At 51.3% G+C, this 14187-nt stretch carries 11 protein-coding genes; 7 read left to right on the forward strand and 4 right to left on the reverse strand.

Annotated features, from left to right (window positions below):
• Nucleotides 1-236: 236 nt before the first annotated feature.
• From AACH44_RS10315 to AACH44_RS10340, 6 genes are all read left to right on the forward strand, one after another.
• Entirely contained in the window at nucleotides 237-1220 is a 984-nt protein-coding gene (locus AACH44_RS10315) for an arabinose ABC transporter substrate-binding protein (RefSeq protein WP_261850111.1), read from the forward strand.
• Nucleotides 1221-1303: 83 nt separating this feature from the next.
• Nucleotides 1304-2827, forward strand: coding sequence for an L-arabinose ABC transporter ATP-binding protein AraG (araG, locus tag AACH44_RS10320; protein WP_261850110.1), 1524 nt, complete (start codon nucleotides 1304-1306; stop codon nucleotides 2825-2827).
• A gap of 18 nt (nucleotides 2828-2845) precedes the next feature.
• Nucleotides 2846-3832: an L-arabinose ABC transporter permease AraH gene (araH, locus tag AACH44_RS10325; RefSeq protein WP_261850109.1), complete on the forward strand. Its 987-nt coding sequence runs from the start codon at nucleotides 2846-2848 to the stop codon at nucleotides 3830-3832.
• 65 nt (nucleotides 3833-3897) lie between these two features.
• Nucleotides 3898-4830, forward strand: coding sequence for an arabinose operon transcriptional regulator AraC (araC, locus tag AACH44_RS10330; RefSeq protein ID WP_261850108.1), 933 nt, complete (start codon nucleotides 3898-3900; stop codon nucleotides 4828-4830).
• Nucleotides 4831-4931: 101 nt separating this feature from the next.
• Nucleotides 4932-5978, forward strand: coding sequence for an oxidoreductase (locus tag AACH44_RS10335; RefSeq protein WP_261850107.1), 1047 nt, complete (start codon nucleotides 4932-4934; stop codon nucleotides 5976-5978).
• Nucleotides 5979-6095: 117 nt separating this feature from the next.
• Nucleotides 6096-7088, forward strand: coding sequence for a bile acid:sodium symporter family protein (locus tag AACH44_RS10340; RefSeq protein ID WP_261850106.1), 993 nt, complete (start codon nucleotides 6096-6098; stop codon nucleotides 7086-7088).
• A 90-nt stretch (nucleotides 7089-7178) separates the two neighbouring features.
• On the opposite strand, the gene add is transcribed toward AACH44_RS10340, so the two are convergent.
• The 4 genes from add to manA form a co-directional block, all read right to left on the reverse strand.
• A complete protein-coding gene (add, locus tag AACH44_RS10345) occupies nucleotides 7179-8195 on the reverse strand; it encodes an adenosine deaminase (protein ID WP_261850105.1) in 1017 nt (338 codons plus the stop codon).
• Nucleotides 8196-8318: 123 nt separating this feature from the next.
• Nucleotides 8319-9293 (reverse strand): arsenic resistance protein, encoded by a 975-nt coding sequence (locus AACH44_RS10350; RefSeq protein WP_261850104.1) that lies wholly within the window; start codon nucleotides 9291-9293, stop codon nucleotides 8319-8321.
• Nucleotides 9294-9393: 100 nt separating this feature from the next.
• Nucleotides 9394-10944, reverse strand: coding sequence for a YdgA family protein (locus AACH44_RS10355; protein WP_261850103.1), 1551 nt, complete (start codon nucleotides 10942-10944; stop codon nucleotides 9394-9396).
• Between the two features lie 119 nt (nucleotides 10945-11063).
• On the reverse strand, nucleotides 11064-12236 hold the full coding sequence (gene manA, locus AACH44_RS10360) for a mannose-6-phosphate isomerase (protein ID WP_261850102.1): 1173 nt from the start codon (nucleotides 12234-12236) through the stop codon (nucleotides 11064-11066).
• Nucleotides 12237-12457: 221 nt separating this feature from the next.
• Here manA and fumC point away from each other — a divergent pair, with 221 nt between their 5' ends.
• A complete protein-coding gene (gene fumC / locus AACH44_RS10365; protein ID WP_261850101.1) occupies nucleotides 12458-13855 on the forward strand; it encodes a class II fumarate hydratase in 1398 nt (465 codons plus the stop codon).
• Nucleotides 13856-14187: the final 332 nt, after the last annotated feature.

The following is a 14187-nucleotide window of genomic DNA, read 5'->3' on the forward strand; positions in this document are numbered from 1 at the left end:
GATTGGTTAAATTCGCTAAATGTATGCACAAACCTGTCATTGTTCTGAGATGTGATAAAGCTCTATATTCGGACCGATAATAACGACTAAAACATAAAGCGTCTGAATGCTACTGAGTAAAGGAATCGCGCTAAGCCTGTGTTTTTCCTTTATCCAGACCGGAAATACCCTACCAGGAACTCGAATTCGTTTCAGCGTCGCTGGCGAATGAAAAGATAATGACACCGGAGAACATCATGCATAAATTCACTAAGGCGCTGGCAGTAATCGGGTTAGCCGCAGTTATGTCACAATCAGCTATGGCAGAGAACGTAAAACTGGGGTTTCTGGTTAAGCAACCGGAAGAACCCTGGTTCCAAACCGAATGGAAATTCGCTGATAAGGCAGGAAAAGATCTCGGTTTCGATGTGATAAAAATTGCGGTGCCTGATGGGGAAAAAACCCTGAACGCGATTGATAGCCTGGCGGCCAGTGGGGCGAAAGGGTTTGTTATCTGTACCCCTGACCCGAAATTAGGGCCTGCCATTATTGCCAAAGCGCGTAGCTACAATCTTAAGGTTATTGCGGTTGATGACCAGTTCGTGAACGCCAAAGGCCAACCGATGGATACGGTGCCGTTGGTGATGATGGCGGCGACCAAAATTGGTGAGCGTCAGGGGCAGGAACTGTATAAAGAGATGAATAAACGTGGCTGGAAAGTGGATGAAACCGCCGTGATGGCGATTACCTCTGATGAGCTGGACACCGCACGTCGCCGTACGTCTGGCTCCATGGATGCACTGAAAACCGCAGGATTCCCGGAACAACAGATCTACAAAGTACCGACCAAATCTAACGATATCCCCGGTGCGTTTGACGCGGCCAACTCCATGCTGGTTCAGCATCCGAAAGTGAAAAACTGGCTGATTATCGGCATGAACGACAACACCGTGTTGGGTGGCGTGCGTGCAACGGAAGGTCAGGGCTTTAAAGCGGACAACGTGATTGGGATCGGTATCAACGGCGTGGATGCGGTGAGCGAACTGTCCAAAGGTCAGGCAACGGGATTCTTTGGCTCACTGCTGCCAAGCCCGGATATTCACGGCTACAAAAGTATCCAGATGCTGAATGACTGGGTCACCAAAGGCGTAGAGCCGGAAAAATTCACCGAAGTGACCGACGTGGTGCTGATCACGCGAGACAACTTTAAGGTCGAACTGGAGAAAAAAGGCCTGATGTAATCACGCCTGATTTCGTAAAGACGCGGATAACGCTGGTCGAGGTGTTATCCGCGCTCTACCTGCATTGTTATGAGGAAACAGACATGACAGCACAGTCACCCTATTTGTCGTTTCATGGGATTGGTAAAGAATTTCCCGGTGTTAAGGCGCTTTCAGATATCAGCTTTTCCTGCCATGCCGGTCAGATCCATGCATTGATGGGGGAAAACGGGGCGGGCAAGTCGACGCTGTTAAAAATCCTGAGCGGCAACTATTCACCGTCAGCGGGCGAAGTCCACATTCAGGGTAAACCGGTGCAGTTTACTAATACGATGGATGCCTTGAATGCGGGCGTTGCCATCATTTATCAGGAACTGCATTTGGTGCCGGAAATGACGGTTGCCGAGAACATTTATCTGGGTCAACTGCCGCATAAATATGGCATGGTGAACTATTCTCTACTGCGCTATGAAGCCAAACTTCAGTTGCAGCATTTGGGTTTGGATATCGATCCTGATACGCCGCTGAAATACTTGTCGATCGGGCAGTGGCAAATGGTGGAAATCGCCAAGGCACTGGCTCGCAATGCCAAAGTTATTGCTTTTGATGAACCGACCAGTTCGCTGTCTGCCCGTGAAATTGAACAACTCTTCCGGGTGATTAAGGAACTGCGTAGCGAAGGCCGGATCATTTTGTACGTTTCACACCGAATGGAAGAAATTTTTGCGCTGAGCGATGCCATTACCGTGTTTAAAGATGGCCGCTATGTGCGCACGTTTGACGATATGCGGCAGGTGAACCATGAGTCGCTGGTACAGGCGATGGTAGGGCGTAACCTGGGGGATATCTATGGCTATGCGCCGCGTCCGCATGGTGAGGAACGTTTAACGTTGAAAAACGTAAAAGCGCCGGGCGTGAAATCCACCATTTCATTGAGTGTGAAGCAGGGGGAAATTGTCGGGTTATTTGGTCTGGTTGGCGCAGGCCGTAGCGAACTGATGAAAGGGCTGTTTGGCGCGACCAAAATCACTGGCGGTCAGGTGTTGTTGGATGGTAAACCGCTGGTGGTGAATTCTCCCATCGATGCGATTCGCCAAGGTGTGATGCTGTGCCCGGAGGATCGCAAAGCGGATGGCATCATTCCGGTGCACTCGGTGCGTGACAACATCAATATCAGCGCAAGACGTAAGAGCCTGAAAGCTGGATTTATTATTAATAACCAGTGGGAAGCGGATAACGCCGCGCAGCGTATTGACGCGTTGAACATCAAAACGCCGTCCGCTGAACAGCTGATTATGAATCTTTCCGGTGGGAACCAGCAAAAAGCCATTCTTGGCCGCTGGCTGTCCGAAGAGATGAAAGTCATTTTGCTCGATGAACCCACGCGCGGCATCGACGTCGGCGCGAAGCACGAAATTTATCATGTCATCTACGAACTAGCGAATCAGGGGATCGCGGTGCTGTTTGCCTCCAGCGATTTACCCGAAGTGCTTGGGCTGGCCGATCGGATTATCGTTATGCGTGAAGGTGCCGTCTCCGGTGAACTGCGACATGGTGATGCTACCGAACAGAAGGTGCTTAGTCTGGCCATGCTACGAACCCCCGATATCGAATCTGCGGTTGCCTGACCGCAAAGGAGCAAAGTAATGTCAACGGTTACGTCTACAACCTCAGAAAAAAAGAAAGAGAGTATGGGATTATCCCGCATTTGGGATAACTACGGCATGCTCGTTGTCTTTGCCGTATTGTTTCTTGGCTGCGCGATTTTTGTGCCGAATTTTGCTTCGTTTATCAACATGAAAGGGCTGGGACTGGCGATTTCCATGTCCGGTATGGTGGCTTGCGGGATGCTGTTCTGTCTGGCTTCCGGCGACTTTGACCTGTCGGTGGCTTCTATTATCGCCTGTGCCGGGGTGGCGACGGCGGTGGTGATTAATATCAGTGAAAGCCTGTGGATCGGCGTCGGTGCCGGGCTGCTGCTGGGCGTGGCGTTCGGTTTACTCAACGGTTTCGTGATTGCCCGTTTGAAGATCAATGCGCTGATCACCACGCTGGCGACAATGCAGATTGCGCGTGGTCTGGCGTACATCATTTCCGATGGCAAAGCGGTAGGGATTGAAGATGAGCGTTTCTTCGAACTGGGTTATGCCAACTGGCTGGGCTTGCCTGCGCCAATCTGGATCACCATCGGCTGTATGATTTTGTTTGGCCTGCTGTTGAACAAAACCACGTTTGGCCGTAATACGCTGGCGATTGGGGGCAATGAAGAAGCGGCACGTCTGGCTGGGGTGCCGGTTGTGCGTACTAAGATCATCATTTTCGCTTTGTCTGGTCTGGTATCAGCGGCGGCGGGGATCATTCTGGCCTCGCGTATGACGAGTGGCCAGCCGATGACCTCCATCGGGTATGAGCTGATTGTTATTTCAGCCTGTGTGCTGGGGGGGGTGTCGCTAAAAGGCGGGATCGGTAAAATTTCCTATGTGGTCGCTGGCGTGCTGATTTTAGGTACGGTGGAGAACGCGATGAACCTGCTCAATATCTCGCCGTTCTCTCAGTATGTGGTGCGCGGTCTGATTCTGCTGGCGGCGGTTATCTTCGACCGCTATAAACAGCTGGCGAAGAAAACGGTATAAATGTCCATGCGGCAGATGAATAACGCTGCCGCTTTCTCTCATTACTAGCGTGTACCGGAGGCTCGATGTATCACCGTATGGCGCATGACTCTCAGCCTAATCCGCTGCTGCCGGGATATTCGTTCAACGCTTACCTTGTAGCTGGTCTGACGCCGATTCTGGCAGAAGGGCCGCTCGACTTCTTTATCGATCGTCCCGATGGGATGAAAGGTTACATCATTAACCTCACCATGAAAGGACAGGGTCAGGTCTTTGATGGCGATGAGACCTTTTTCTGTAATCCCGGTGACCTGCTGCTGTTCCCGCCGAAATCGACGCATTTTTATGGCCGCTCACCAAGCAGCGACTGCTGGTATCACCGCTGGGTCTATTTTCGTCCACGCGCCTATTGGGCGGACTGGCTGGAGTGGCACACCAAAAGTAGCGGGATTGGTCGCATGAGCTTGCCGAATAACCAACTGTTACTGGAATTCGACAGACTGTTTGCCAATATCGAGCAGACGCAGCGTTCCGGGCGGCGTTTCTCGGAAGAACTGGGTATGAATCTGCTGGAACGACTGTTGCTCAGAGCGATGGAAGAAGATCCACAGAGTCCACAAAAGATTATGGATCCGCGCGTGATTGAAGCCTGCCAGTTTATTACCAGTAATCTGGCCGGAGAACTGCGTATTGACGAAGTGGCGCGGCACGTTTGCCTGTCACCGTCGCGGTTGGCACATCTGTTCCGCGAGCAGGTGGGTATTAACATTTTGCGCTGGCGCGAAGATCAGCGTGTAATTCGCGCCAAACTGTTATTGCAGACGACACAGGAATCCATCGCCAATATTGGTCGCGTGGTGGGGTATGACGATCAGCTGTATTTCTCACGTGTGTTCCGTAAGCGGGTCGGCGTGAGCCCCAGCGACTTTCGCCGCCGCAGCAGCGAAATTAACTATCCGGCAGCCAAAACGCTGCCCGTGGCGTGGGGAGAGCGGCTGCCAAGCTCCGTGAGCGGTTAACGCCAGACTCCCCTGGCGGCGATCCCTCTCTGCAATCTACCGGATGACGGGTATATACTGAGTGAGAGATCACAAAGTCAAATGAGCTAAGGGGAATCGTCATGAGTGAGACCGTTCGTGTTGGGCTGCTGGGCTACGGTTATGCCAGTAAGACGTTCCACGCGCCGTTAATTGCAGGGACGGCAGGGATGGAACTGGTGGCCGTATCCAGCAGTAATGCTGAAAAAGTGCATGCCGATTGGGCAAATTTACGCGTTGAGAAAGACCCGCAGGCATTGTTTAACGATCCCGATATTGACCTCATTGTTATCCCCACCCCTAATGATACGCACTTCCCGCTGGCGAAACTGGCGTTGGAAGCGGGTAAACATGTTGTTGTCGATAAACCGTTTACGGTGACGTTGTCACAAGCATCCGATCTGGGCGTGATTGCCGAGCGTGCCGGAAAAGTCCTTTCTGTGTTTCACAACCGCCGTTGGGACAGCGATTTTCTGACGTTGAAACAGCTGCTGGCGGCGGGAACGCTGGGAAATGTGGTGTACATGGAATCGCATTTCGATCGGTTTCGCCCTGAAGTTCGCCAGCGCTGGCGTGAAGATGGCAGCGAAGGCAGCGGGATCTGGTACGATCTTGGGCCGCACTTGTTGGATCAGGCGCTGGAGCTGTTTGGTTTGCCCGTGGCGATTCAGGTAGATATGGCACAACTGAGACCGGGCAGTAAGGCCACCGATTATTTCCACGCGACGCTGATTTACCCACAACGGCGGGTGGTTTTGCACGCCAGCATGCTGGTGGCAGCGGCTTCCGCACGTTATACCGTGCATGGCACGCGCGGCAGCTTTGTAAAATACGGTCTCGATCCACAAGAAGACCGTCTGAAAGCGGGTGAACGTCCGCCGCTGGCCGATTGGGGGCAGGATAAGCGTGATGGTGTGCTGACGCTGTCCCGCGATGGCATCACGGCAGAGCAAACCATCACCACGATCCCGGGTAACTACCCGGCATACTACGCGGCAGTACGCGATGCGCTGTTGGGGAAAGGCGAAAACCCTGTGAGCGTGCATCAGGCGATTCAAGTGATGGAACTGATCGAGCTGGGGTTGCTCTCCGGTGAGCAGAAAAAAGCCGTTACGCTGAGAAATAACTAGATTTACTGCGTTTAATTCCAGATAGTTAACAGTTTGTTTAAACGGGCGATCTTAGGATCGCCCGTATTATTAGGGTGTTCATTGGGCTGATAACAGGCTAGGGGAAAGGTGTCGGGCATGGGGTGGTTACAACGGTTACGTATTGATAAGTTTTTATTGGTTCTGATTCTGGTCGTGGTGACGGCGTCTATTCTTCCTGCTCACGGTATCGCGAAGGTTTTCTTTGAGAATCTGACAACCGCGGCAATTGCTCTGCTGTTCTTTATGCACGGTGCGAAGCTCTCGCGTGAAGCGATTAGCGCAGGTATGGGGCACTGGCGTTTGCACCTTGTGGTGTTTGCCAGCACGTTTATTTTATTTCCGCTGCTGGGTATGGGCATGAGTCTGCTGTCGCCGATTGTGCTGACACCAACCTTATACCTTGGTTTCCTCTATCTGTGTGCGCTACCGGCGACGGTGCAGTCGGCGATAGCCTATACCTCTATGGCGGGGGGAAATGTGGCAGCGGCCATCTGTAGTGCGTCTGCATCCAGCATTTTGGGCGTATTTCTCTCGCCGATTCTGGTTGGTTTGCTGATGCAAACGCAGGGGGGCGAAACGGATACGCTACACGCCATCGGTTCCATCATCATGCAATTGATGGTGCCTTTCGTCATTGGACACTTGTCACGTCCGCTGATTGCCAAGTGGGTCGAACGCCACCGTAAGCTGATTAATATTACTGACCGGTCATCGATTCTTTTGGTGGTCTATGTTGCCTTTAGTGAGGCGGTGGTTGAGGGCATTTGGGGACAAATCAACGGCTGGTCGCTGCTGGCTGTGGTGGGTTGTTCGATGGTACTGCTAACGATTGTGCTGGTGGTGAATACGCTGGCTGCACGCAAGTTGGGCTTTAATACCGCCGATGAAATCACCATTGTCTTCTGTGGTTCGAAAAAGAGCCTGGCAAATGGGATTCCGATGGCTAACGTACTGTTTCCTGCGGCTACTGTCGGCGCGATGGTGCTGCCGTTGATGATCTTCCATCAAATTCAATTGATGGTTTGTGCCGCACTGGCTCAGCGTTATGCCAAGCGGATAAGCAAGGAACAGGATACGCCTCGTCAGTAAAAAATTATCGCTCTCTCGCATCATGCAAAACGCCCTCGGCCTATGTAAGACCGAGGGCGTTATGATTCTAGGGGGATCGATTTGACGCTATTACTGCACGGCGGCGCGTTTGCGCAACACCTTTTCGCGCAACAGTTGCTTTTCTTGCTCGCTAATAAACGCAATATTCAGGCCATTCTCCTGCGCTTTACGGGTTTCGACTGCCGTCAGGCCAGCAAGGGGGGCGGCGACGTCATATTCATGGCGAATCTCAATACCTTGAACCGCAGGGTCATCGGTGTTGATCGTGGCTGGAATGCCGTAACGCAGGAAGTGGATCAGCGGATGCTTATCCAGTGATTCCACCGTACTGGTTTGGATGTTGGATGTCAGACAGGATTCAATGCCAATTCCATGCTCTGCCATGTGCGTCATCAGACGAGGATCGATAATTGCGGTAACGCCATGTCCGATACGCTCAGCGCCCAACTGGTTAATCGCCTGCCAAATACTTTCTGGCCCGGCGGCTTCACCCGCGTGAACGGTGATGTGCCAGCCCGCATCGCGAGCTTGTTGGAAATGATAAGTAAACTGTGCGCCAGGATGTCCCAGTTCATCACCCGCCAAATCGAGCGCAACGATACGATCTCGTTGGGACAATAGGGCATCCAGTTCTTGCTGACACGCCTCCGTGCCGAATGTTCGGCTCATGATGCCAATCAGGCGAATGTCGGTATCGAAATCACGACTACCTGCCGTAATACCGTCGATCACCGCTTCAACAACGCCAGCAATCGGTAGTTTATGATTCATCGCCATATAGTAAGGAGAAAAACGCAGTTCGGCGTAGTCCAGCCCGGCTTTCATCGCATCTTCAACGTTCTCATAGGCGATACGGCGACAGGCGTCTAACGACCCGAGCACGGCCACGCCCCAGTCGAGTTTTTGTAAAAAACTCAGTAAGTCAGGCTCGTTTTTAGTGATCTGAACATGAGGGCGGAGAGCCTCAAGATCGTTGGCAGGTAACGCAATATTGAACTGACGTCCAAGCTCCAGAATACTCTGGGCGCGGATATTACCATCCAGATGGCGGTGGATATCCGTCAATGGCAGGAGTGAATCAATCATAATGTTATTGTCTGGCTACTGTTTTTGTATGACAAAGTATAAAAAGAAATTGTAGTAAATAGCCAATTGTTACCACTAAAACTCATGCACCTTGGACGGTAATTGAACAAAAACAAGCTCTTATTAGTTTTTTTGCTCTATTTCTGGCGCATTCAACCTGGGGATAACCCGAATATATATAAGCTCGCTGAGTAGCTCAACTAAGGTTTGGCTGACGATCACCGCCGGAAGTAGCGGTAACGCGTCCGGTATCGCCAACGCCAGTGGCAGAATAACCAAAGAATTACGTGTGCTGGCGCTAAAGGCTATAGCTCGTCCGCCAGAGGAGTCCAACCGGAACACGCGGCTCGTGAACCAGCCGAGTAACGGTGCCAAAAGCGCGAAAAGCAGATAAAACGGTACGGCGCGTAAAATCACCTCCCAGGTGGTGCGCAACTGGGGCATGACTGTCGCCACCACAATAAACAGCACCAGAGCGGTAGCGGGAACGGGCAGATAACCCAACGCATCCGAAAATACTGCCACTGTGCGCTGCCGCGCCGCTAGCCATTGCAGAAGGGCAGCCAGCACTAAAGGCACGGCAATCAGCCAGATAAATGCGTCGATAAAGGGCGCGAAAACGATAAGCTCAGCGGCACCATGGCCGAGAAATAACGTCAGATAAAAGGGCAACGCCAGCATTTGTAGTATCAACAGCATGGGCGTTGCGGCCAACAGGCGAGCCGCATCGGCACGCCCCAGATGCGCGAATGTCACCACGTAGTCAATACACGGCGCAAGTAACACCAATATGATACCCAGTTTGATCAACGGTTCGGCAGGAAGAAAGGGCAGTAGCGCCGCGACCAGCAAGGGGATCACGATGAAGTTGGCAACGAGCAATGCGCCGATGAACCTAATCTGAGTGATGCTTTTTCGGATTGTAGTCAGCGGAACTTGCAGGAACGTAACAAACAGCATCAGTGCCAGCGCCGGATTAATCATGACATCCAGTTGCTCTGTTTCCGGTATAACCATGGCTGTGGCCACTGCGGCTATGACAGCAAAAAAGTAGATCGCGGCCTGATGGGCTTCCATAAGCGGTTTCAGCGCGGACATGACGTTATCTCAATATCAAGCAGAAGGTATAGGACAGAAAAAACGGTGGCTGAAAGAGCGGCCACCGTTTTTTTAACGCGTAATGCTACCAAACAAAGGATTATTGCGCGGGTGGCGTAACGGATTCTTCTTGTGCCCCGGGCAGAGACTCTTCATCTTCTTCCGTGGGAACGGAGAAATAAGGCGCGATAAAATCGGCTAACGATATTTTGTTGCCATTGAAGTCAATTTGACCATCCGCGTAGTGCAGTGAGCTGGTAATCGCATTGTCTTTGGTGACGCTCAACTGATTTCCCTGACCGATCTCGGCCATCATATTAACCTGTTGTTTCGCCATATCCTCCAACTGCTTTTGCTCTTCCGCATTGGCCGTTTTAGGGCTGCTCTGTACCATTAACTCCGTCAGCATATCCAACGGTACGTTGAGTTTCGCATCGAGTTTTTTGACCGACTGACGAATAATTTTTTCTTCGTCAGATACCGTGGCGTCAGCCGCTTTATCTGTACTCTGCAACGGATCGGTTAAATCCAGCGCCAGTGTGAACGTTCCTTCGCCTTTACTGTTTTTCCAACTGATCGGCGAGATGGCAATACTTGGGTTGCCTTTCAGCAACTGTGGCAGATATTGCAGAGCGAACATGGCAACGTCGTGCTGATAAGCATCGGGGTCTATCGTGCTCGGGTCTTGTAACAGTTTTTGAACTTTTTCCTGATAGGCGGTGAGGAATTGCTTAGTGCCTTCGCCATCAAGCTGTGAAATAGATATGTTTACGTTACCCGAACCCAGATTGCGATCGCCGATGATCAACGATCCCAGCGTCACTGCCATCTTGCCTGCCAGATTCTTGTCATCTTCCGTCGCGTTGCTTTGCAAAGAGAGGTCGTTGAGTGTAACGGGTTCGCCACCTTCTACAATAAACGTCATCGTTTTAAGAGAGAGGGCACCATCACCTAAATCAAGATCGAATTTACCTTTTTGATTGATCGCTTTGATGGAGAAATCGGTGATATCGACATTTTCTGTCTGACCCCAGGTATTTTTCCTTTCCATCTTCACGCTGCCGATGGTGGTATCTAGCTTGCTGCTGCGCAGGTCGTGCCCGATATCCAGCAAGATATCTGCACCGCTGAAGGAAAATTTCTGTTCTGGCGTTTGATGGTCGATGGGTGCCAGCGTAACGAGTGACTGTGTATCACCGCTGTAGGCGACGCGGGTTTCGGCCGTAAAGAATGGCTTATCTTTAGTCAGTTCAAACCAGGCTTTGACGGCTGGTGTATTAGCCAACTCGGTATGGACAGAGCCCATCGCCGGTGCAAGATTGAATTTCTTGAGCTGTGCCAATGGGAACGGCCCATGAGAGACGGTTTCGTTGAAGACCAGTTCTTCACCGGGCGCAAGGATTTGTGTACCTTTTGCTGTGCCATCACTCTGTAATACATAGGCTAGCGTGCTGCTGAATACGCCGCCCTGATAGTCGCGATAAACGACTTTCAACCCTGCGTTGGGGTAGGCTTGCTTAAGTTGAGTATTCAACGTATCGGTAAAACCATCAATCTGCTGAGCTAACTGCTTGCCGGTGTACCAGGATGCACCGGTCCAGATGGCACCCAGAGCAACAATCACACCTACGGCGACTAACGATTTCTTCATCTTTATTCATCCTTTAGTAAAAAAATGCGCGTTTTCAACGCGAAACGCAGAGAACTTTGCATGCAATACACGGCTAATTTTCAGCGCCGTACATGTGTAACAACCGTGTACGGAACGCGTTATCGGTTAAATACGCGAGCGAGACGCCCTTGTCCCTCAACCGTTATCGGTGACTCACTGGCGGAAATAAAGCAGGACTCTCCCGGGCGTAGCGAAAGTCGCTGCTCATTTTTTTGCAGGACGGCATGACCGTCAACGCAAAATACAATAGCAGCGCTGTTTTGGCCGAGCGTTTGTGGATTCTGACTCAATTCATGCAGTGAAAAAGCAAAATCATCAACCGGGATAGGAAAACGTAGTTCATTACCCCTACGGTGTGGCGTCGTCAGTAACTGGTTTGCGGGTTTGGCTTCAAACACGACATTTTCCAGCAGCTCTGGAATATCAATGTATTTCGGTGTTAACCCTGCACGCAGCACATTATCCGAGTTTGCCATGACTTCTAATGCCACGCCTTTTAAATAGGCATGTGGCGTTTGAGCAAACAGGAACATGGCTTCACCGGGTTGAAGTGTAATCACGTTCAGCAACAGCGGGGAAAACAACCCGCTATCATCGGAATAATAGTGGGTAATCGCACGAATTGTCTCCCAAGGCTCGCCGTTTTGGCTGTTTAGTGCGGCTTTCAATACGCCGAGTGCACGTGATTTTTGTTCGCCTTCCATACTAAGCAGGTTGGTGAACAACATGGCGAGGTTTTTTGCGTCGGGTTGTTGTAAAAACGCGACAATTGAGGGATGTGCACTGGCTATTGGTTCCAGCAGATGAACAATTTCAGATAATTCTCGAAACCCGTTCATCGCCTGAAAAGGCGTTAACGCGTAGACCAATTCTGGTTTGTGATTGGCATCTTTATAGTTCCTTTCGGCCGCATCCAGCGCGATACCGGCCGCATTCTCTTTCTCAAAGCCTTGTTCTGCCGCTGATTTACTGGGATGAACCTGAATGGAAAGCGGTTGCTCTGCGCATAACACCTTAAACAGAAAGGGCAACTCACCAAAACGTTGCGTAACCGTTGCGCCAAGGTGGGTTATGGCATCTTCGGCAATGACGTCTCGTAGGCTGCGAGTGTTGCCTTTTTCATCAATAATTGCTGAACTACTTTTGGGATGCGCACCCATCCACAGTTCTGCCATTGGTAAATCATTAGGGTTATCAATACGATAAAGCTCAGTTAAGGCTTTTTTGCTGCCCCAGGCGTAGTGCTGGACGCAATTGAGCATTTTTTGCATTTCGGCTCCCTGCGATTACATTAAATTGTTAATTTTTGTGATGCCAGCGGTTAACTACTTGAATGATTATGAATACACTGCATCTTCTTCGCTTCATGGTAATGTTTTATGTAGCGCGATACCAGACCGTGTTATAGGCCAGTCAGTGTTATCAGAATAGGCCCAGCGATGTGATTCGATGTCTTCTACTATTTGAATCTGTATTTTAAAGAGGAAAGATAATGAGCACGACGCGTAGTGAAAAAGACTCAATGGGGCCAATTGATGTTCCTGCTGATCGTTTATGGGGAGCTCAAACGCAACGGTCACTGGAGCATTTCCGTATTTCAGAAGAGAAAATGCCACAAGCGCTGATTTATGCACTCGCGCAAACCAAGCGTGCAGCGGCACGCGTTAACATGGATCTCACGCTGCTACCTGCCGATCGCGGGAATGCGATTATTCAGGCAGCGGATGAGGTGTTGGCAGGCAAACACGCGGGAGAATTCCCGTTAGCGATCTGGCAGACGGGGTCCGGCACGCAAAGTAATATGAATATGAATGAAGTGTTGGCTAACCGTGCTAGTGAGCTACTAGGGGGAGCGCGGGGCAACAATCGGCTGGTTCATCCAAACGATGATGTTAACAAAAGTCAGAGTTCTAACGATGTGTTCCCAACGGCGATGCATGTTGCGGCCGTTGTTGCGATCAACGAACATCTGATACCAGAGTTGAAAGCCCTGCACGCCACGCTGGCGTCAAAGGCGGAACAGTTCAAAAATATCGTTAAAATCGGCCGTACGCATTTACAGGATGCGACGCCGCTGACGCTGGGACAGGAAATCTCTGGTTGGGCCGCGATGTTGCAGCATAACCTGAAGCATATCGAAAACAGCGTGCCGCATATTTGCGAGCTGGCACTGGGCGGTACGGCGGTTGGAACGGGGCTAAACACGCATCCTGAATACGCAGTGCGCGTGGCGGCGGAACTGGCGAAACTCACTGGCCAGCCGTTTGTAACGTCACCGAATAAGTTCGAAGCTCTGGCGACCTGTGATGCGCTGGTGCATGGGCATGGTGCTTTGAAGGGGCTGGCCGCATCGTTAATGAAGATTGCCAACGATGTGCGCTGGCTGGCATCAGGTCCGCGCTGTGGTATCGGCGAGCTGAGCATTCCTGAAAACGAACCGGGCAGTTCCATCATGCCAGGCAAGGTCAATCCGACCCAGTGTGAAGCGCTGACAATGCTGTGTTGCCAGGTGATGGGCAATGATGTCGCGGTGAATATCGGCGGCGCGTCTGGTAATTTTGAGTTGAATGTCTACCGCCCTATGGTGATTCATAATTTCCTGCAATCGATCCGCCTGCTGGCTGACGGTATGAAGAGCTTTGATGAGCACTGTGCTGTGGGGATTGAGCCTAATCACGATCGCATCACCCAACTGTTGAATGAATCGCTGATGCTGGTGACTGCGCTGAACACGCATATTGGCTATGACAAAGCGGCAGACATTGCCAAAAAAGCGCACAAAGAAGGGCTGACGTTGAAAGCGGCGGCGCTCAAACTGAACTATCTCACTGAAGTGCAGTTCGATGAATGGGTCCGACCAGAAGAGATGGTCGGTAGCCTGAAAAAATAATGGCGCGGTAGTCAGCGTGTTATCGCATCGCCTGCTGATGTCTATCTGCAGGCGTTTTCTTTTGTGCGCCGGGCATGGCGCGTAGCGCCTTGACGGGCGCTGTCCGTTGACTGTAGTGGTCAAGGGGCGACTTGGCGGTGAAAGTCCTCTACACACCCGGCAAGGGGAAGTGTTAGCCGAACGGCAAGGGTGCCCACCGCGAGGTGGGATCTGAAGGAAGCTGAAGGCAAAATGCTGGCCTGACGAACAGGAAGCAGTTTAGGCGGCACAGCGGGGTAAGGTGGCAAATATCATCAAAGCCCAATACTTGCACAGAACGCTGTGACGTAAAG

Source organism: Pectobacterium araliae (assembly GCF_037076465.1).
Taxonomy (GTDB): Bacteria; Pseudomonadota; Gammaproteobacteria; order Enterobacterales; family Enterobacteriaceae; genus Pectobacterium; species Pectobacterium araliae.

Bases quoted from the DNA above. Each gene is read 5' to 3' on its own strand.
- AACH44_RS10315 (WP_261850111.1), top strand. From the start codon at position 237: ATGCATAAATTCACTAAGGCGCTGGCAGTAATCGGGTTAGCCGCAGTT.
- araG (WP_261850110.1), top strand. From the start codon at position 1,304: ATGACAGCACAGTCACCCTATTTGTCGTTTCATGGGATTGGTAAAGAA.
- araH (WP_261850109.1), top strand. From the start codon at position 2,846: ATGTCAACGGTTACGTCTACAACCTCAGAAAAAAAGAAAGAGAGTATG.
- araC (WP_261850108.1), top strand. From the start codon at position 3,898: ATGTATCACCGTATGGCGCATGACTCTCAGCCTAATCCGCTGCTGCCG.
- AACH44_RS10335 (WP_261850107.1), top strand. From the start codon at position 4,932: ATGAGTGAGACCGTTCGTGTTGGGCTGCTGGGCTACGGTTATGCCAGT.
- AACH44_RS10340 (WP_261850106.1), top strand. From the start codon at position 6,096: ATGGGGTGGTTACAACGGTTACGTATTGATAAGTTTTTATTGGTTCTG.
- add (WP_261850105.1), bottom strand. From the start codon at position 8,195: ATGATTGATTCACTCCTGCCATTGACGGATATCCACCGCCATCTGGAT.
- AACH44_RS10350 (WP_261850104.1), bottom strand. From the start codon at position 9,293: ATGTCCGCGCTGAAACCGCTTATGGAAGCCCATCAGGCCGCGATCTAC.
- AACH44_RS10355 (WP_261850103.1), bottom strand. From the start codon at position 10,944: ATGAAGAAATCGTTAGTCGCCGTAGGTGTGATTGTTGCTCTGGGTGCC.
- manA (WP_261850102.1), bottom strand. From the start codon at position 12,236: ATGCAAAAAATGCTCAATTGCGTCCAGCACTACGCCTGGGGCAGCAAA.
- fumC (WP_261850101.1), top strand. From the start codon at position 12,458: ATGAGCACGACGCGTAGTGAAAAAGACTCAATGGGGCCAATTGATGTT.